The organism is Allobosea sp. NPDC003192, assembly GCF_050275675.1.
Taxonomy (GTDB): domain Bacteria; phylum Pseudomonadota; class Alphaproteobacteria; order Rhizobiales; family Beijerinckiaceae; genus Allobosea.
Genome location: NZ_JBNNPK010000009.1, coordinates 32,283 through 50,396 on the forward strand (window position 1 = coordinate 32,283; position 18,114 = coordinate 50,396).

Below are 18,114 nucleotides of genomic sequence, written 5' to 3' on the forward strand. Positions count from 1 at the left end.
GAGCGGCTCAGGCAACCTCCCTCGCGAGGAAAGGTTTCACCGCCGTGAGCGTGTCCTGCGGATTCTCCTCCGGCAGGAAATGGCCGCTGACGATCGCCTGTCCCTCCGCCTGCGGCGCGAAGGTTTCGCGCCAGATTGCGAGCGGGCTTGCGCCCTTGGCCGGGATGCCGGCCTCGCCCCAGAGCACCAGCACCGGGCAGAGGATCTTTTTGCCCGCGCCGAGATCGGCCTTGTCGTGCTCGATATCGGTGGTGGCGCCGGCGCGATAATCCTCGCAGGCGGCGTGGATGCGCGCGGGGTCGTTGAAGGACTCCGCGTAGGCGGCCAGCGCCAGCGGGTGGAAGGCCTCGATCTTCTTCGCCCGCGTCCAGCTCGCGATCGTGTGGTCGAGCCAGCCGGCGGGATCGGCCTGGATCAGCTTTTCCGGCACGGGTTCGGGCTGGGCCAGGAAGGTCCAGTGATAGACCTGCATGGCGCGCGCCGCGTTCATGCCCTCCCACATCGAGACGGTCGGCAGGATGTCGAGCAGGACGAGCCGCTCGACCCGGCCGGGATGGTCGAGCACCAGGCGATAGGCGACGCGGGCGCCGCGGTCATGGCCGATCACGGCGAAGCGATTGAAGCCGAGCGCGCTCATCGCGGCGACGATGTCCTCGCCCATGCCGCGCTTGCTGTAAAGCGCCTTGCCGCCGTCGCCATGCGGCGCCGCCGACCAGCCATAGCCGCGCAGATCCGGGCAGACGACGGTGTGCGTCTTGGCGAGCTCCCCCGCCATCTCGTGCCATTCGGCGTGAGTCTGGGGGAAGCCGTGGATCAATACTACCGGCGGTCCGTCGCCGCCGACGCGGGCGAAGATCTTGCCGACCGGCCCGTCGATCCAGCGCGCTTCGAAACCGGGGAAGAGGCTGTCGATATTGCTCATGATGTGGCTCTCCGCTGCTCGCGTCGCGCCACATTATCTAGGCAGGCTGCCAGGTCCTGTCAGCCTTCGCGCTCGCGCTTCACCGCCTGCCAGCCGATGTCGCGGCGGCAGAAGCCGCCCGGCCAGTCGATCAGGTCGACGGCCGCATAGGCCTTGGCCTGCGCCTCGCTGACGCTCTTGCCGAGCGCCACCACATTGAGCACGCGCCCGCCATTGGCGACGATCTCGCCATCCTTCGCCTGCGTACCGGCATGGAAGACCAGCACATCCTTCTCGGCCGCTGCCTTGTCGATGCCCTTGATGACGCTGCCCTTCTCCGGCGTGCCGGGATAGCCCTTCGCCGCCATCACCACCGTCAGCGCGACATCGTCGGACCAGCGCAGGTCGACCGCGTTGAGCACGCCGTCGCGCGCTGCGAGCAGGGCCGGGACGAGGTCGCTCTTCAGCCGCGGCATCAGCACCTCGCATTCGGGATCGCCGAAGCGGGTGTTGTATTCGATCAGCTTGGGGCCATCGGCGGTGATCATCAGCCCGGCGAAGAGCACGCCCTTGAACGGCGTGCCGCGCTGGCTCATGCCCGCCAGCGTCGGCCGGACGATCTCGGCCATGACCCGTTCTTCCATGGCCTTGGTCATGACGGGAGCCGGTGAATAGGCGCCCATGCCGCCGGTGTTCGGGCCGGTGTCGCCATCGCCGACGCGCTTATGGTCCTGGGCCGAGGCGAGGGGCAGCGCATGGCTGCCGTCGCAGAGCGCGAAGAAGCTGGCTTCCTCGCCGATCATCCATTCCTCGATCACGACCTCGGCGCCGGCCGCACCGAGCCCGCCCGAGAACATCATCGCCAGGGCATCATTCGCCTGCTCGACCGTCTCTGCCATGACCACGCCCTTGCCGGCCGCGAGCCCGTCGGCCTTGATCACAAGTGGCGCTCCCGTTTTCGCGACATAGGCCCTGGCTGCGGCTTCGTCGGTGAAGCGGGCGAAGGCCGCGGTCGGGATATCGAACTCGGCGCAGAGTTCCTTGGTGAAGGCCTTCGAGCCTTCGAGCTGCGCCGCGGCCTTGGATGGGCCGAAGCTCTTGATCCCTGCGGCTTCGAGATCGTCGATGATGCCGTCGACCAGCGGACCTTCCGGCCCGACAATGACGAGGCCGACGCCCATCAGCTTGCAGAAGTCGGCGACGGCGCCGTGGTCGGCGATATCCAGCACGACATTGTCGCCGCATTGGGCGGTGCCGGGGTTGCCGGGGGCGATGAAAAGCTTGTCGCAGAGCGGCGAGGCCGAGATTGCCCAAGCCAGGGCATGCTCGCGCCCGCCGGACCCGATCAGAAGAATGTTCATCGCATCTCTCCGCTTGCTCAGGGCGCAATAGCTGCCGCGGGCTGACGGAGCAACGCTTCTGCTTGCGTCCTCCTGCCGCTAAGTTCGCGCCATGGACAACGAATCGCCTCAAGCCGCCGGCAATGCCCCCGAATGGTCGGTCTCCGATCTCTCCGGCGCGCTCAAGCGCACGCTGGAGGATGCTTTCGGTTTCGTGCGCGTGCGCGGCGAAATCTCCGGCTACCGCGGCCCGGTCGGCTCCGGCCATGTCTATTTCTCGCTGAAGGACGCCAACGCCAAGATCGACGCGGTGATCTGGAAGGGCGTCTTCGGCCGGCTGAAGACCAAGCCCCAGGAGGGGCTGGAGGTGATCGCCACCGGCAAGATCACCACCTTCGCCGGCAAGTCGAGCTACCAGATCATCATCGATTCGCTGGAGCCGGCCGGCATCGGCGCGCTGATGGCTCTGCTGGAGGAGCGCCGGAAGAAACTCGCCGCCGAGGGCCTGTTCGATCCCGGCCGCAAGCAGCTCATTCCCTTCCTGCCTGGTGTCGTCGGCGTCGTCACCTCGCCGACCGGCGCCGTCATCCGCGACATCCTGCACCGGCTGGAGGAGCGTTTCCCGCGTCGCGTCCTGGTCTGGCCGGTGCGCGTCCAGGGCGAGAGCAGCGCGGCCGAGGTCGCCAATGCGATCGCAGGCTTCAACGCGCTGCCCGAGGGCGGCCGGATTCCGCGTCCTGACGTGATCATCGTCGCGCGCGGCGGTGGCTCGCTCGAAGACCTGATGGGCTTCAACGAGGAGGCGGTGGTGCGCGCCGCTGCCGCCTCGCGGATCCCGCTGGTCTCGGCGGTCGGCCACGAGACCGACGTCACGCTGATTGACCATGCCGCTGACCTGCGAGCGCCGACGCCGACCGGCGCGGCCGAAAAGGTCGTGCCGGTGCGGGCCGAGCTGCTCGGACAAGTCACCGACCTGTCGCGTCGCCTGTCCGGCGCGACCCTGCGCCTGTCCGAGCGCCGCCGCAGCGATCTGCGCGCGCTCGCCCGCGCCTTGCCGACGCCCGAGACCCTGCTGGCCGCGCCGCGCCAGCGGCTCGATCTCGCGGCAGCCAAACTAGGCCCGGCCCTGGCCCGCAACGCCCGCGCTTATGAGCAGCGCCTCCTCCAGCTCGACCGGCGCCTGCATGCGCAATCGCCGGCGGCGCGGCTCGCGACCCATGCCGCCCGGCTCGACGGACTCGGCAAGCGCCTCGCAGCGGCACGCGGCGCGCTGCTGCGGGCCGAGCGCGACCGGATCGCCCGCGCCAACGACCGGCTCGATGCCGTCGCCGCACGTGCGGTCGCAGCCTTCACGCGCCAGATCCAGCGTCGCCGCGACCGCCTCGACAGCGTCTGGACGCTTGCCGCGTCGCTCGGGCCGCAGGCGGTGCTCGCGCGCGGCTACGCGCTGGTGCGGGACGAGGACGGCAATCTGCTGCGCAGCGCTGCGGCGGCACGGCCTGGACTCGCGCTGCAGGTCACGCTTGCCGATGGCAGCTTCGGCGCCGTCGTACCCGGCGGCGCCTCTTCGCCGCCGGCCCCGCGCTCGTCCGGGCGCAAGCCGGCTGCGGGCGGTGGACAGGGCGATCTGTTCTGACATTCCGAAAACCGGTCATTCACCACCAATTTGGATGAGCCAGCCCCCGTTCAGATAGCGTTCAGCTAGCTCTGGATAATCGCTGGCTGATAGCGGTTGGGGGATTCATCCTTGATGCTCGCCGGTTTCCGGACAGGCCTTGCTTGCGCCTTTGCCATGCTTGCGTTCGTGGGCCTGCAGTCGCAGCAGGCGAGCGCCTCCGAGTTCATCTGCAAGCCGTCGACGCTGACGCGCGATGCCGCCGATCTCGCTTCGGCCTGGAGCAATGGCAGCACTCCCTTGCGCATCCTCGCCATTGGCTCGTCCTCGACTGAAGGCGTCGGCGCCAGCGGCAAGGACAAGACCTATCCGGCCCGGCTCGGGACTCTACTGCGCGAAGGCCTTGCAGGCCGCTCCATCGAGATGGTCAATGCCGGCATTGGCGGCGAGACCGCGCCGCAGACGCTGTCGCGTCTCAAAGGTGCGCTGGCGGAAGGCCGCTACGATCTGGTGATCTGGCAGGTCGGCACCAATGACGCCGTGACCGGCGGCGACCTCGGCACCTTCCGCAACCTCATCGCCGATGGCATCGCCGCTGCCAAGCAGTCCCGCACCCGGCTCGTGATCCTCGATCCGCAATTCTATCCCGGCATCAAGGAGACGGCGCGCTATCGCACCTATGTCGAAGCCATCGCCGAAGTCGCGAAGGCCCAGGCCGTCCCGGTGCTGTCGCGCTATCAGGCGATGCTGGGCTGGTATCAGCGCGATGCGGACGGCTTCATGGCCGCGCTCGCCGGCGACCGCTTCCATATGAGCGATGCCGGCTATGGTTGCCTGGCGCAGGATATCGCCCGCTCGCTGCTGGGCGACAAGCCCGCGGTGACGCTTGCCGCCTCGGTGCGTTGAGCGTCCGCAGCGCGTTACCTTGAACCGATTGTGGACGTCACGAAGTCGACGACCGTGGTGGTCACCGCCTGTGTCGCCTCCGGATCGGCTCCGACCGTGGGGCCCGTGCGCACGCACGCGTCGCCATAAGTGAACTGGGTTTTCGTAGCCTCGTTGATCAGCACGGCGCTGTCGTCCTCCCGGATACGGCATTCGCGGACGGTCTGATCGGTTCGCGCGGCGACCGGCGGATTCGCCCCGAGCGGATTGTCGAATCCATGCGGCGCGTTCGGATATTCAGTCAGCTGGACATCTGCACCCTGAGCCTTCAGGCGTTCGACGAAGGCTTTGCAGGACGAAACCGGATTGTAGTCGTCGGGCGTGCCGTGGAAGATACGGATCGGGCGTTTGGCGACATTGGCGTCGTCGCGATAAGTCGTCGCGCAGTCCGGGTAGAAGACCACATAGGCCGCGAAGTCGGCGCCGCTCTTGTTCCAGAGCTTTTGGAAGCGGCTGACGCTCGAATAGAGGGCCGCCTGCCCTCCACGCGAGAAGCCCATCATCACGATCTTGCTGGGGTCGACGCGTGGGTGCTTCGCCAGGATGTCGAGCGAACGATAGATGTCGAGAATGAAGTTGAGGCGTCCCAGTGCCGCCTGATTGTCGCCGACGCGCATCAATCCGCGGCCGGTCAGACCGTCGATGACGAAGGTCGAGACGCCGATCGCATGAAGCTGGCGCTTCCAGTGCTCGATATTGCCGCCTATGCCGCCCGAGCCGTGCATCAGCACCGCGACCGGAAGTCGGCCCGAGCCCTGGGCGATGCTGAGGGCGCCAGTCAGGGTGACGTCCTTGCCTTTGTCGTCGCCCGCCAGGAACTGGCTGTCGCTGATGGTGAGTGACTGGAAGGCATGGAGTTCGACGCGCGGTGGCATGTCCTTGGTGGATTGTGCGCTGGCTGTGGCGGCAAGAGCGCACATGGCCGCCGCTACGCAGATCATGCGGATCATCAAGCTTCCCCCTTTTGGCATGTTCTTTCGGACGGCAGCGTATCCGCTGAGCGCCACCGACAAGCCTAGGAAGCGTCTGGGGCGATGTCCATACGGAGGGAGGCGGGCCTTACTTGCCCATCAGGAACGCCTTGACCCGCTTGATTGCGTCCTCGCGCGCGGCGGGGTCGGTACCGATGGTGACCTTGCCCGTCCCGGAAGCGGAATAGGCGACGCCTTCCTTCTCGCGCCGGTCGAGGCGCGGATGATCGAAATCATGCACCGCGCCGGGATAGAGCACGAGTTCGACCGGCTCGCCGCGGGCACGGGCAGCCTTGGCAAGGAAGTCGCACGGGGCGGGCGGGGTCCAGTCGTCGGCGTCGCCCATCAGGATCAAGGTCGGCAGGCGGGCTTCGAAGCTGCCCGATTCCGATTGGGTGCGGCAGCCCGGATAAAAGGCGACGGCGCGGGCGAAGTCGGGCTGGCGGTCGGCCGGCCGGCGATCCTTGCGGATCGCGGCGAGGATGGTGGAGCCGCCACCGGACCAGCCGAGCAACGCGATCGCGTCGCGGCGGACATCGGGGCGGTCCTGCAGCCAGCGCCGGGCCGCCATCGCGTCGCCGACACGCTCGCGGCTGGCGCGGATGGTGACGTCCTTGACGCCGCATTGCGAGCCGAGCCCGCGCGAACCGTAGCTGTCGGGCATCAGCACGATGAGCCCGGTGGCGGCGAGACGCTCGCCCCAGTCGCTATGCCGTGTCGAGAGCTTGTCCGGCTCGCGCCACAGCCCGCCACAGCCATGCAGCGCGACGACGGCCGGGAAGGGGCCGGGGCCCGTCGGGCGGAACATCACCGCATCGAGCTGATAATCATCATGCGGAATACGGACGCGTTCATAGCCGCCTGCGATCGCGGGTACTGCGAGCAGGGATACAAGACCAATCGCCAGGCTCATGGCGCGGGTCAGGCTGGACATCATCGCAACTGACGCTATCACAGAAAGACCATGTTGGAACAATGCGTTGATTCAGAGATGGTTGCGCCCTACTGCAACCTGTACGCTAGCTTTCCGCCGCTCGATCGTCCGGCCCAGTGATGAACATCAACGAACGTCTGCCTCCCTCCGGAACCGAAGCGCTGGTCGATTACGGTCATGGCGAGTTCCGGGTCGTGCGCCCTGGTGCTTTCGTCCGCTGTGCCGTCACCGGCGCCCCGATCCGGCTCGAAGACCTGCGCTACTGGTCGGTGGACTGGCAGGAGGCCTACGCCTCGCCAGAGGCCGTGCTATTGCGCGTGCGCCGCGCCGGCCGCAGCTGAACGAGCCTTCGTGAGGCAGCCGCGTAGCAGCGCATCGAGCGCCTCCTCATCGTCGAAGGCGAGCGTGACCGGCACGCTGAGCAGCAGCGAGCGCTCGGCCGCCGGCCAGAGCGGCGCGAGCTTGACCATGTCCTTCTCGGTGACGGCGATGTGGCAGGCTTTCGCCTTCGCCTCGGCGATCAGCGCCGCGACGTCGGCGGCCGTATAGGCGTGGTGGTCGCCGAAGGCGCGCTCGCCGGCAAGCCGCGCCCCGGCGGTGCGCAATGTCGCCGCGAATTTCTCCGGCCGGCCGATCCCGGAAACTGCGAGCACCGATAGCCCGGCGAGCTCGGCCTGGATGTCGACCGGGGGCATGAGCGTTGCCCGCAGCACGCGCTTGCCTGTACTGAGCGCCTGAGCGGCGACATGGTCGCCTGCCGCTCCCGCGCCGATGATGACGAGGGCGTCGACATGCCCGAGCTGGCCGGGGAGCGGCGCGCGCAGAGGCCCCGCAGGCAGGCACAGGCCGTTGCCGACGCCGACAGCGCCGTCGACGACGGCGAGGCGCAGATGCTTGTGCAGCGAGGGGTTCTGCAGTCCGTCATCCATCAGGACGACGCTGGCGCCGGCCTCGCGCGCCAGCGTCGCGCCGGCTGGTCGCTCGCGCGCAACGATCGTCGGCAGGCGCGCAGCAAGCAGCAATGGCTCGTCGCCGACATCGACTGCACTGTGTCGGCTCGGGTCGATCCGGAGCGGGCCGGGCAGCCTGCCGCCATAGCCGCGCGTCAGGGCGAAGGGCGTTTCATCCATTGCGACGAGCCTGGACGCGAGCGCCAGCGAGGTCGGCGTCTTGCCGGCGCCGCCGGCGACGAAATTGCCGACGCAAATCACCGGGATGCCGCTTTGCTCTCCCGGTCGGCGCATCCGCTTCAGCGTGATCGCGCCGTAGAGCGCGCCGAGCGGTTGCAGCAGCCGGGCAAGGGCGGATGGCGACGAGCGCCACCAGAAGCCCGGGGCCCGCATCAGCCCATCGCCTCGCGCTGGCCGATGGCGGCGCGCAGCAGCAGCGGTTCGATCGCCTGCACCGTGCGGTCGAGCGCGCCGCTGAGTTCGGTGCTGGTGCGGGCCGCGGCCCTTGCGGCCTGACGTGCTGCCGCCGGGTCGCTCAGCCAGCGATGCACGCCCTGGGCGAGCTCCTGCCGGTCGGCGACCTGGATGGCGCCGCCGCCAGCATCGAAGGCGGCGAAGAGATCGGCGGATTTGTGCACCAGCGGGCCATGCAGCAGGGCGCAACCGAGCTTGGCCGGCTCGATCGGGTTGTGGCCGCCGATCGGTGCGAGCGAGCCGCCGATAAAGGCGACCGGCGCCAAACGGTAGAACAGGCCGAGATCGCCGAGCGTGTCGGCGATATAGAAGTCGATGTCGCGCTCCGGCAGGTGCCCGAGCGAGCGGCGGGCGCTGGCGACGCCATTGGCCTGGGCCAGCGCCTCGACCTCGCCGCCGCGATCGGGGTGGCGCGGCACGACGATGGTGAGCAGCTTGGGCAGATGCGTCCTGACGCCGAGATGGGCGGCGAGCACATCCTCCTCCTCGCCCGGATGGGTCGAGGCGGCGACCCAGACTGGCCGGCCGGCGACGAGGCCATCGAGCAAAGCGAGTGTATTCGGGTCGGCCGGGAGCGCGGGGACGTCGAATTTCAGGTTACCGGCGATGCTGACCCGCGGCGCGCCGAGCTGGGCGAGGCGTTGCCCGTCCTCCTGCGATTGCGCCAGGCAGCGGTCGAAGCCGGAGAGCAGATAGCGCGAGGTCTTCGGGAACTTGTACCAGCGCTGGAAGGAGCGCTCGGACATGCGCGCATTGACCAGGACGAGCGGGATGTCGCGCTTGCCGGCCTCGATCATCAGGTTCGGCCAGATCTCGGATTCGCAGATCAGGCCGAGATCGGGCTGCCAATGGTCGAGGAAGCGGCGCATATAGCGGGGCACGTCGAGCGGCAGGAACTGATGGATCGCCCCGGCCGGCAGGCGTTGGGCCAGCAGGCGTGCCGAAGTCACGGTGCCCGAGGTCACCAGCACGGCGAGCCCGCGCCGCTGCAGGCGCTCGATCAGGGGCAGCAGCGTCACCGTCTCGCCGACGCTGGCGCCGTGCAGCCAGACCAGGGTCTTCGCCGGCCGTTCGACGCTCGCATGGCCGCGTCGTTCGGAGAGCCGGGCCGGATCCTCCTTGCCGCGCCGCCGCCGCCAGAGCAGCAGCCCGGCGGCCGCCGGCTCGAACAGGGCCGTGAGCACACGATAGGTCCGGATGAGGAAGCTGCGGCCGATCATGCGGCGCTGGCCTTCGCTGCGATCTTGGCCGCCTGGGCCTCGCGCAGGCCGGCGCCGGGATCGCGCGCGCCGATCAACGCATAGGCGCGCTCATGCACGGCATCGAGCCCGGCCTGGACGGCGAGCCGTGCCGCCTCGCAGGTCGCCTCGTCCGCATCGCGCGCGACCCGCACGGGATCGCCGACGACGATGGCGCCGCGGCCGAAGGGCAGGCCGATCGAGGCGCGGTCCCAGCTGTTGAAGTCGATCCGCCGGCTGGTCACCACCGCGATCGGGTGGATCGGCCGGCCCGAGGCGCGCGCCAGCTGGACGATGCCGGGCCCGCAAACCCGGGCACGCTTGGGGATGTCGGCGGTCAGCACCATGGTGTCGCCGGCCGCAAGCCGGCGGACCATGGCGAGGAAGGCCGGTGCGCCGCCCTTCTCGCGGACCTTCTTGCCGGAGGCGCCCGAGCCGCGGATCGCGCCGATGCCGAGCTCGCGCAGCGCCACGGCGTTGAAGCCGCCATCGCCATGGCGCGAGACCAGCGAGCAGGACGGCATCCATTCCGGCCGGGCGAACGGGATCATGATGTGCTGACCGTGCCACATCGCGATGATCAGCGGCAGCTCGCCGCGCACGCGCTCATAGACGTCGGCCGGCTCGACGACGAAGCGGTTCGTGCGCCTGACCAGGCGCAGGTAATAGGCGAGGCTGCGCCCGAGCGCCTCCTGCGCGAATTTCGTCTTGAGCAGCGAAAATCCCATCGAACCGGACTGGAGTGTCGCTGCGATCAGCCCTGCACCGTCGAGGGATCGAGCAGGCGATGCAGATGGACGACGAAATAGCGGGTCTGGGCCTGGTCGACGGTCTGCTGCGCCTTCGCCTTCCAGGCGGCATGGGCCGCGGCGTAGTTGGGATAGACGCCGACGATATCGAGCTTGGAGAGATCCTTGAACTCGACACCGTCGAGCGAGCTCAGCTCGCCGCCGATCACGAGGTGCAGCAGCTGCTTGGTGTCCTGGCTCGTGCTCATCGTCCGTCTCCGACCGGTGTCCTGAAATCTCTGTCGAAAGCAGGCCGAGGCGCTGCCGGATCCGCTCCGGTTCGCCCTGCCTGCTTTTTCGCCGTGCGATCAGATAAGCCATCCGCCGCTCGCGCGCGAGGGCCGATCGCCAACAAATTGCGGTTATTTCCGGCAGTTTTCGCCCTGACGCACCGGCAGTAGCGTGGCGCCGCGCTTCAGCTCCGCTGCGGCTGGGTTTCGCGCAACCGGCGCAGCGCCTCTGCGAGCGGGGCGGCGAGGCTATTCCCGGACGCCATCAGCATCCCGTGGACCGGAACCTCGCGATTGTAGCTGAGAGGCTCGCCTTCGGCAGTCACCACCTGTCCTCCGGCTTCCGCGAGCACGAGGTCGGCGGCGGCGAGGTCCCAGTCGCGCGCATCGGGCGAGACCAGCCCGGCATCGATCGTGCCGTCGGCAATCCGGGTGAGCCGCAGCGCCAGCGACGGAATCTTGTCGGCGGCGATGAAGTTCTCGTGGCGCGCCAGCGCGTCGAGCATGGGCTTGGGGCCGGCCACGCGCGCGCCGGTGAGCGAGGTGAGCCCGGTCGTCTGGATCGGCTTGCCATTGCTCGTCGCCCCGCCGCCGCTGATCGCCGTATAGGTCGTAGCTCCCGCGGGCGCATGCACGACGCCGAGAACAGGGCGTCCTTCGTCGAGCAGCGCGACACAGACCGCCCAATCGGGCGAGCCGGCCATGAAGGCACGGGTGCCGTCGATCGGATCGACCACCCAGACGAAGCGCCGCGACAGGCGGATCGTGTCGTCGGCTGTTTCCTCCGAAAGCCAGGCTGCGTCCGGCAATAGGGCCGACAGGCGCACATTGAGGAAGGTGTCGACGCCGATATCGGCTTCCGTCACCGGCGAGCCGCCAGCCTTGGACCAGGTCTTCGCCGCGGTCTTGGCGCCAGGGCGGAACAGGTCGAGCGCGATCTGCCCGGCCTCGCGGCAAGCGGCTTCGATGGCGGGCAGCAGATCCCGGACGATTGGCAATGGCGTCGATGTCATCGGGCTTCGTTACGGCTTTGCGAGGCGGCCGGACAAGGAAAAAGCCACCATCACCGGAAAGATTCCGTCAAGCATCAACCGGGAAAGCAACCGGAGCGAGGCAGAAAACCGCTTCATCACCTTTGTTTAACCCAAGCTCTTAAGCGCTCGGACAATCCTTCCAGCCAATCTCCTCCCTGCAAAGCACGAGAGCCCCGCATCGACAGAGGGTTCCGGGCAGCAGGGATTAGAAGAGAGGCGTTAAAACCGATGGCCAGCGTCACGCCGGCTGCCGGGGAGGCTGGCTATGTGCCCGTTTTCCCCGGCAGCGCACATAACCAGAGCGGACAGCCCTCGCAGCCGGCACATGCGCCGCAGCAGTCCGTCAGCCCCCGCATCGAACGCGTCGGGCCGGTGCGCATCCTGCGCGGCGGTGCCGGCTGGCGCGGTATCGCCTTGCGCCTTGCTGGCGGGGCGATCACCGACGATGATCGCTTTCAGTTGGCCCTGACTGCCGGTGACGGCCGCTCTGTCGTCGTCGCCGTACTCGATCAGGATGATGCCATCGCAATCTGGCGCGATGCCGGGCGCACCAGCGGCCTGCCGCTCCTGCTGGAAACCGGCGATGGCGCGATCACCGAACCCTATCCGCAGGTCGGCCGGGTCGCGCTCGGCGCCATCCGCATCCGCCGCCGGCATGCCCTGCTCGCCGGCCGCCGGCCGCGCTTCCTGACGCGGCGCAAGACCGGCCGTTTGCCGGAGCGCCCGGTGGTGATCCGGGGTGAGGTCCTGTCCTAGCGAGATCCTGTCCTAGAACGCGAAACTCACTAGCGCTTCGAGTGCGAAGCCGGCGGCGAGCAGCAGTCCGGCATGCCAGTTGGAGCGGAACAGCTTCAACGCCGTGGGCCCGTCGGCTCCGGCTATGCTGTAGACCTGCCAGCCCAGATGCAGCGCGAACAGCGCGAGCCCGATGAAGGCGACCAGGCCGGCGCCTGCGAGCCAGGCGGCGGCGGCGGCCAGTGCGATGGTCGCGCCATAGCACAGCCCCACGGCCTGCTGGGTGAAGGCGCCGAAATAGCGCGCGCTCGACTTGATCCCGGCGATCACATCGTCCTCGATGTCCTGCATCGCGTAGATCGTGTCGTAGCCGATCGTCCAGAACACCGCGGCGGCATAGATCAGATAGGCCGGCGCATCGAAGCGCCCGAACACCGCGCTCCAGCCGACGAGCCCGCCCCAGGAGAAGGCGAGGCCGAGCACGAATTGCGGCATGTTGGTGATCCGCTTCATGAACGGATAGATCGCGACGATCGCCAGCGAGGCGATGCCGGCGATCACCGTGAAGCGGTTGAACTGCAGCAGCACGACAAGGCCGACCAGAGACAGGCCGACCATGAAGGCCGCCGCCTCCTTCGGGCTCACCTGGCCGGAGGGCAGGGGGCGGCCGCGCGTGCGCGCCACCTGCGCGTCGAGCTTGCGGTCGACGATGTCGTTGAAGGTCGAGCCGGCGCCGCGCATCACGATCGCGCCGATCAGGAAGAGCAGGCAGTGCCAGAGATTGGGGAAAGCTTGCCCGGCGGTGATCGCCGCCAGGCCGGCCGCCCACCAGCACGGCAGCAGCAGGAGCTGCCAGCCGATCGGGCGTTCGATCCGGGCGAGCTTGAGATAGGGCCGCAGGCGCTTGGGCGCACGCGTATCGACCCAATGGCCCTTGAGCGCGTCGGGAAGCGGCGTGTCGGCGGCGTTGGGAGACGACGCCATCGCGGCGCCGTGTTTCAGAGCGCGCCCTGCGGCACGCGCATCGGGCCGCCGGTGACGGAATCGGCGCCGCCGAACGGGTTGGCGCCCTGCTGCTGCTGTGCCTGCTGCTGGGCGCGGCGCTGCATCGCCGCCTGCTGCTTCACCGCATTGCATGCCTGGCCGCGGATGGTGCTGGCCTTTTCGTTGTCGGCTTTCATGCCGTCGACGAAGGTCGCCGGAATCTGGCACCAGTCCTGATTGGCGGTAGCGAACTTGATCAGCGAATTGCCGTTGCCGACCAGCCGACCCAGGACGCTGCAGGCCGCCTGCGGCGTCATCTTGCGCTTGGCCTTGGCGTTCGCGTTGAGCTGCCCGACGATCGACTGGCGCTCCTGCATGAGCTTCTGCAGGTTCTCGCAGCCCGAAGGCACCTGCGCCAATGCCGGCGTGGCCAAGCCCAGGCCAGCCAGCGCAATAGCCAGCTTCAGGGTCGCGTATCGCCGCATCATCCGCTCCGCTCTTGTCCCGTCACCCACGCCCGTCCCGGCGTCGCGGGCCTTTCCATAACAGCCAGAGCCATGCGCCAACAAGCGCCGGCTTGTATTTTGCCAGGATCGACTTGCCGATAGCGTGGGATTGTGGCGACTTTCGCGCCATTCTGACGGCTATCGGATTAGAGGCTGTTATTGACCATGGATAGGATTTGGGTGAGGTCAAACCGTCCGAAAGCCAGGAGCATTGCGCAGGCGATACCGCTGGTATCGGCAAACGGTGCGACGCCCAAACCCTATCCATGGTCAATAACAGCCTCCAGGTTCGCATGCGGGATTTCACCAAGCACCGGCTGTTCAACGAGGCGCCGCTTGCAGCGGGCGCTGTGCTGGAACTCGCGCGTGACCAGGCCAACTACCTGCTCAACGTGCTCCGGCTGCGCAGCGGCGACACGATCCTCGCCTTCAACGGCCGCGACGGCGAATGGCTCTGCGCGCTCAGGGCCGAAGGGCGCAAGCAGGCGAGCCTCGAGGCGCTGGAGCAGACCCGTCCGCAGCCGCCGGCGCCCGACCTTCTCTATCTCTTCGCGCCTTTGAAGCATGCCCGGCTCGACTATATGGCGCAGAAGGCGGTCGAGATGGGAGCGGGCGTGCTCCAGCCGGTGCTGACGCGCTTCACCCAGGTCTCGCGGCTCAATCTCGATCGGCTCGCCGCCAATGCCGTCGAGGCAGCGGAGCAATGCGGCATCCTCGCTCTGCCGCAGATCCGAGCGGAGCAGCCGCTCGCTGCGGCGCTTGCCGCGCTCGAGCCGGAGCGGCTGCTGATCTTCTGCGACGAGGCGCAGGACGCCGGAAGTCCCATTGCTGCCCTGCAGGAAGTACCGCGTGGACCGCTCGCCGTGCTGATCGGCCCCGAGGGCGGCTTCGACGAATCGGAACGTAGCCTGATTCTCCAGCGCGGGCGGACGCTTCGCCTGTCGCTCGGTCCACGCATCCTGCGGGCCGACACCGCGGCGGTCGCGGCGCTCGCCGTCGTCCAGGCGACGCTGGGCGACTGGGCTGCCAATTAGTTCCGTGGCTTAAGTCGCACCGGCTTCTTCCTTGCCGGTTGGAACGCGATGGCGGCTTCTGCGTTTAGGCGTGGAAACTGCGCTACCGGTCGCAGTTCCGACTCATTGACTGGCAGTCTGGCGCCGCTGCTTCGCTTCGGAGCGGCCCGCCACGGGGGAGAGACATCATGGTGAGCAGCGCCTACCGCTTCGGCGTCGAGGAGGAGTACTTCCTGTCCGATGCCGAAAGCCGCGGCGCCGTGCGCAAGATCGCACCGCGTTTCATCGAAGCGGCGCAGGCCGCCTTTCCGGAGGAATTGCAGCGCGAGATGCTGCAATCGCAGATCGAGGTGGCGACGCCGGTCTGCGAGAGCATGACCCAGGCACGCCATTCGCTGCGGCGGCTGCGCTCGGGGCTCGCCACCATCGCGCGCGAGCACGGCATGCTGCTGCTCGCCTGCGGCACGCATCCGAGCGCTGTCTGGGCCCGCCAGCGCGCCACCGAGGCCAAGCGCTATGACGGCATCATGCGCGACCTGCAGATGCTCGGCAGCCGCAACCAGCTCTGCGGCCTGCACGTCCATGTCGAAGTGCCCGACGAAGAACAGCGCGTCTCGATCATGGTCCGGATGCTGCCCTACCTGCCGTTGCTGCTGGCGCTCTCGACCTCCTCGCCCTTCTGGCAGGGACGGCGCACCGGGCTGATGGGTTACCGGCTCTGTGCCTACGCCGAGTTGCCGCGCACCGGCTTGCCCGAGCTCTTCGAGGATGCCGCCGACTACCGCACCTATGTCGACACCATGGTTGCTGCGGGGGCCATGCGCGATTCCAGCTTCATCTGGTGGGCGATCCGGCCCTCGCATCAGCACCCGACGCTGGAACTGCGCGTCGCCGACAGCTGCACGCGGCTCGACGACACGCTCGCCATCACCGCGCTGTATCGCTGCCTTGTGCGCCATCTCGCTCGCAAGCCCGGGCTCAACGCCGACCTGACGGCCGCCTCGCGCGCGCTGGCCGGCGAGAACATCTGGCGCGCCCAGCGCTACGGCCTGCATGGCGGTTTCGTCTGCGAGAAGCGCCGCGCCATGCAGCCGGTCGGGCAGGTGCTGGACGAGGTGCTGGATCTCCTCGACGAGGATGCGGCTGCGCTCGGCTGCGGCCTCGATCTCGCCCATTGCCGCACGATCGTCGCCGGCGGCACCAGCGCCGACATGCAGCTTGCGATCTTCGAAGAGGCCCGCGCCGGTGCCGGCGGCCAGAGCGCCGGGCTCGTCGCCGTCACCGACTGGATCGCTGCGCAGACGCGAGTGGATGATGACGGGCTCGTGCCGAAGGGTGCAAATCTGCTGCGCGGCGCTGCCTGACAGCTTCGTGATCATGCATTGATGCAAGGTCTGCGCGTGCTGGCACGCGTTTGCAGTCGTTGTCGGATGAACGTCGCTCGCCTATTGCTGGCGCTCCTCAGCGCATGGCGCGGCGGGCGTCCGCACCCGCTTGTCGTGTCGCACCGTTCGATCCGGCGCATTCCCCGCCTGCCCAAATCGGCAGGCGGGGCGCCGGTGCATGCATTCCGGAGCGCCCATGGCCCGCGACGTATCCGATTCGACTCCGATCAGCTCGAAGGCCGAACTCGTCGGCTGGATCGCGCAGGGTGAAAAGCCGGCTTCCGAATTCAGGCTCGGCACCGAGCACGAGAAGTTCCCGTTCTATCGCGACGATCTCAGCCCGGTTCCCTATGAGGGCGCTGCGGCTGGTCGCAGCGGCGGCATCCGGCAACTGCTCGAAGGCATGCAGGCGCGTCTCGGCTGGGAGCCGATCCTCGATGCCGGCCATGTCATCGGTCTCGCCGGCCCCGATGGCGGCGGCGCGATCTCGCTGGAGCCGGGGGGGCAGTTCGAACTCTCCGGCGCACCGCTTGCAAATGTGCACGAGACCGCCCGTGAGCTCGACCAGCACCTCGCCGATCTGAAGGCGGTCGCCGAGCCGCACGGCATCGGTTTCCTCGGACTCGGGCATTCGCCGCTCTGGACCCGCGACCAGACGCCGATGATGCCGAAGCGGCGCTATCAGATCATGAAGAATTACATGCCCAAGGTCGGCACGCGCGGCCTCGACATGATGTTCCGTACCTGTACCGTCCAGGTGAACCTCGACTTTGCCAGCGAGGCCGACATGGTGCGCAAGCTGCGGGTCTCGCTCGCCCTGCAGCCGCTGGCGGCGGCGCTCTTCGCCGCCTCGCCGTTCAGCGAAGGGCGGCTCAACGGCTTCCAGTCGATGCGCTCCGAGATCTGGCGCGACACCGACAACGCCCGTTCCGGCATGCTGCCCTTCGCCTTCGATGAGGGCATGTCCTATGAAGCCTATGTCGACTGGGCGCTCGACGTGCCGCTCTATTTCGTCAAGCGCGGCGATACCTATCACGACGTCGCCGGTGCTTCCTTCCGCGATCTGCTCGCCGGCAAACTGGCGCGGCTTCCCGGCGAGCGTGCGACCATGTCGGACTGGGTCAATCACCTCGGAACGCTGTTCCCTGAGGCGCGGCTGAAGCGCTATATCGAGATGCGTGGCGCCGATGCCGGCCCGGTCGAGATGCTGAACGCGCTGCCGGCCTTCTGGGTGGGCTTGCTCTATGACGATGCCGCGCTCGCGGCCGCCTGGGATCTGGTCAAGGGCTGGAGCGCTGAGGACCGGCAGGAACTGCGTGACACGGTCCCGAAGGCGGGGCTCAACAGCCGGATCGGGAGCCGTCCGCTGCGCGAACTCGCCCGCGAGGTGATCGAATTGTCGCGCGCCGGCCTCGCCCGGCGAGCTCAGCTGGATGAGCAGGGGCGTGACGAGACGATCTATCTCGAGCCGATCGTCGCGATCGCCCAGAGCGGGCGGACGCTCGCCGAACGCCTGGCCGTGCGTGAGCAGGGCGCCTGGGGCGGCAAGGTCGAGCCGGTTTTCCCGGAACTCGCGTGCTGATCGGCGGCTCAGGCCGGATATTCGTCCGTAACGGCGCGTTTCACGCTTCGGATTAACCAATCGTCCGGAGTTTGGCGCTAATCTGGGCGCATGGAACGCTTCTCCGCCTTGGCCCTCGACTTCCTGCGCGATCGCCGCGGCGCGACCGCACTCGAGTACGGCTTCATCGCGTTCTTCGTCTCTATCGCGGCGATCGCGACGATCCGGCAGATCGGTCCGTTGGTGGAGGCCAAGTACGCTGGCATCCTGCCGGGGCTCCAATAGCGCGAGTTCGTGCTCACACGCCGCAGCACGGTTCGCTGCGCCCGCGTTTCGACTCTCCAGTCAGTTTTAACTGCATTTTACCATACCGCCCGAAGATCGTGCGATCGGGCGAGTTTCCCAGCGATACCAGAGACATTCACAGGTCCCTGAAAGGTTTTCTCAATCGCGTCGCGCCTAGCGTTCGGGCAATCGTCCCGTCGCTCGCCTGTACCGTTTGCGAGGCTC

General features: G+C 68.0%; 19 protein-coding genes. 8 read left to right on the forward strand and 11 right to left on the reverse strand.

All coding sequences use genetic code 11. The annotated features are described in order from the left end of the window. Positions 1 to 7: 7 nt before the first annotated feature. On the reverse strand, positions 8 to 922 hold the full coding sequence (locus ACQKLX_RS13940; RefSeq protein WP_427362167.1) for an alpha/beta fold hydrolase: 915 nt from the start codon (positions 920 to 922) through the stop codon (positions 8 to 10). Positions 923 to 981: 59 nt separating this feature from the next. Then, on the reverse strand, positions 982 to 2,262 hold the full coding sequence (gene purD, locus ACQKLX_RS13945; RefSeq protein ID WP_427362168.1) for a phosphoribosylamine--glycine ligase: 1,281 nt from the start codon (positions 2,260 to 2,262) through the stop codon (positions 982 to 984). A gap of 91 nt (positions 2,263 to 2,353) precedes the next feature. On the opposite strand from purD, the gene xseA reads away from it, so the two are divergent. Both xseA and ACQKLX_RS13955 read left to right on the forward strand, forming a co-directional pair. Continuing rightward, positions 2,354 to 3,877, forward strand: coding sequence for an exodeoxyribonuclease VII large subunit (xseA, locus tag ACQKLX_RS13950; RefSeq protein WP_427362169.1), 1,524 nt, complete (start codon positions 2,354 to 2,356; stop codon positions 3,875 to 3,877). A 156-nt stretch (positions 3,878 to 4,033) separates the two neighbouring features. Further along, positions 4,034 to 4,762: an SGNH/GDSL hydrolase family protein gene (locus ACQKLX_RS13955; RefSeq protein WP_427362170.1), complete on the forward strand. Its 729-nt coding sequence runs from the start codon at positions 4,034 to 4,036 to the stop codon at positions 4,760 to 4,762. A 14-nt stretch (positions 4,763 to 4,776) separates the two neighbouring features. On the opposite strand, the gene ACQKLX_RS13960 is transcribed toward ACQKLX_RS13955, so the two are convergent. Beyond that, positions 4,777 to 5,751: a dienelactone hydrolase family protein gene (locus ACQKLX_RS13960; protein WP_427362171.1), complete on the reverse strand. Its 975-nt coding sequence runs from the start codon at positions 5,749 to 5,751 to the stop codon at positions 4,777 to 4,779. A gap of 109 nt (positions 5,752 to 5,860) precedes the next feature. After that, positions 5,861 to 6,706, reverse strand: coding sequence for a dienelactone hydrolase family protein (locus ACQKLX_RS13965; protein ID WP_427362172.1), 846 nt, complete (start codon positions 6,704 to 6,706; stop codon positions 5,861 to 5,863). A 119-nt stretch (positions 6,707 to 6,825) separates the two neighbouring features. On the opposite strand from ACQKLX_RS13965, the gene ACQKLX_RS13970 reads away from it, so the two are divergent. After that, the gene (locus ACQKLX_RS13970) at positions 6,826 to 7,047 is read left to right on the forward strand and encodes a DUF2093 domain-containing protein (RefSeq protein WP_427362173.1); all 222 of its coding nucleotides are present in this window, start codon (positions 6,826 to 6,828) and stop codon (positions 7,045 to 7,047) included. Here ACQKLX_RS13970 and lpxK read toward each other — a convergent pair. The 5 genes from lpxK to ACQKLX_RS13995 all read right to left on the reverse strand — a co-directional run bounded on the left by lpxK (position 7,015) and on the right by ACQKLX_RS13995 (position 11,399). Continuing rightward, positions 7,015 to 8,049, reverse strand: coding sequence for a tetraacyldisaccharide 4'-kinase (lpxK, locus tag ACQKLX_RS13975; RefSeq protein ID WP_427362174.1), 1,035 nt, complete (start codon positions 8,047 to 8,049; stop codon positions 7,015 to 7,017). The two genes, ACQKLX_RS13970 and lpxK, sit on opposite strands and share 33 nt — an antisense overlap. Beyond that, positions 8,049 to 9,350: a 3-deoxy-D-manno-octulosonic acid transferase gene (locus tag ACQKLX_RS13980; protein ID WP_427362175.1), complete on the reverse strand. Its 1,302-nt coding sequence runs from the start codon at positions 9,348 to 9,350 to the stop codon at positions 8,049 to 8,051. The genes lpxK and ACQKLX_RS13980 overlap by 1 nt, the downstream gene beginning before the upstream one ends. Beyond that, the gene (locus ACQKLX_RS13985) at positions 9,347 to 10,096 is read right to left on the reverse strand and encodes a lysophospholipid acyltransferase family protein (protein WP_427362176.1); all 750 of its coding nucleotides are present in this window, start codon (positions 10,094 to 10,096) and stop codon (positions 9,347 to 9,349) included. Before ACQKLX_RS13985 ends, ACQKLX_RS13980 begins: the two co-directional genes overlap by 4 nt. Before the next feature lie 26 nt (positions 10,097 to 10,122). Then, positions 10,123 to 10,365 (reverse strand): DUF4170 domain-containing protein, encoded by a 243-nt coding sequence (locus tag ACQKLX_RS13990; protein WP_427362177.1) that lies wholly within the window; start codon positions 10,363 to 10,365, stop codon positions 10,123 to 10,125. Between the two features lie 206 nt (positions 10,366 to 10,571). Next, on the reverse strand, positions 10,572 to 11,399 hold the full coding sequence (locus tag ACQKLX_RS13995; RefSeq protein WP_427362178.1) for a 3'(2'),5'-bisphosphate nucleotidase CysQ: 828 nt from the start codon (positions 11,397 to 11,399) through the stop codon (positions 10,572 to 10,574). A gap of 249 nt (positions 11,400 to 11,648) precedes the next feature. Here ACQKLX_RS13995 and ACQKLX_RS14000 point away from each other — a divergent pair, with 249 nt between their 5' ends. Further along, positions 11,649 to 12,176 carry a DUF6101 family protein gene (locus ACQKLX_RS14000; protein WP_427362179.1) on the forward strand — a complete coding sequence of 176 codons (528 nt, stop codon included), beginning with the start codon at positions 11,649 to 11,651 and terminating at the stop codon, positions 12,174 to 12,176. A 12-nt stretch (positions 12,177 to 12,188) separates the two neighbouring features. On the opposite strand, the gene ubiA is transcribed toward ACQKLX_RS14000, so the two are convergent. Continuing rightward, positions 12,189 to 13,139 carry a 4-hydroxybenzoate octaprenyltransferase gene (gene ubiA, locus ACQKLX_RS14005; RefSeq protein WP_427362180.1) on the reverse strand — a complete coding sequence of 317 codons (951 nt, stop codon included), beginning with the start codon at positions 13,137 to 13,139 and terminating at the stop codon, positions 12,189 to 12,191. Positions 13,140 to 13,153: 14 nt separating this feature from the next. Then, complete coding sequence (locus ACQKLX_RS14010; RefSeq protein ID WP_427362181.1) at positions 13,154 to 13,624, reverse strand: hypothetical protein; 471 nt, start codon at positions 13,622 to 13,624, stop codon at positions 13,154 to 13,156. 314 nt (positions 13,625 to 13,938) lie between these two features. Between ACQKLX_RS14010 and ACQKLX_RS14015 the strand changes: the two genes are divergently transcribed. The 4 genes from ACQKLX_RS14015 (at position 13,939) to ACQKLX_RS14030 (ending at position 17,889) form a co-directional block, all read left to right on the forward strand. Continuing rightward, positions 13,939 to 14,679: a 16S rRNA (uracil(1498)-N(3))-methyltransferase gene (locus ACQKLX_RS14015; RefSeq protein WP_427362182.1), complete on the forward strand. Its 741-nt coding sequence runs from the start codon at positions 13,939 to 13,941 to the stop codon at positions 14,677 to 14,679. A 167-nt stretch (positions 14,680 to 14,846) separates the two neighbouring features. Continuing rightward, positions 14,847 to 16,022, forward strand: coding sequence for a carboxylate-amine ligase (locus ACQKLX_RS14020; RefSeq protein ID WP_427362183.1), 1,176 nt, complete (start codon positions 14,847 to 14,849; stop codon positions 16,020 to 16,022). Between the two features lie 217 nt (positions 16,023 to 16,239). Then, a complete protein-coding gene (locus ACQKLX_RS14025; protein ID WP_427362184.1) occupies positions 16,240 to 17,625 on the forward strand; it encodes a glutamate--cysteine ligase in 1,386 nt (461 codons plus the stop codon). Positions 17,626 to 17,715: 90 nt separating this feature from the next. Continuing rightward, entirely contained in the window at positions 17,716 to 17,889 is a 174-nt protein-coding gene (locus ACQKLX_RS14030) for a Flp family type IVb pilin (RefSeq protein ID WP_427362185.1), read from the forward strand. The last annotated feature ends 225 nt before the right edge of the window (positions 17,890 to 18,114 follow it).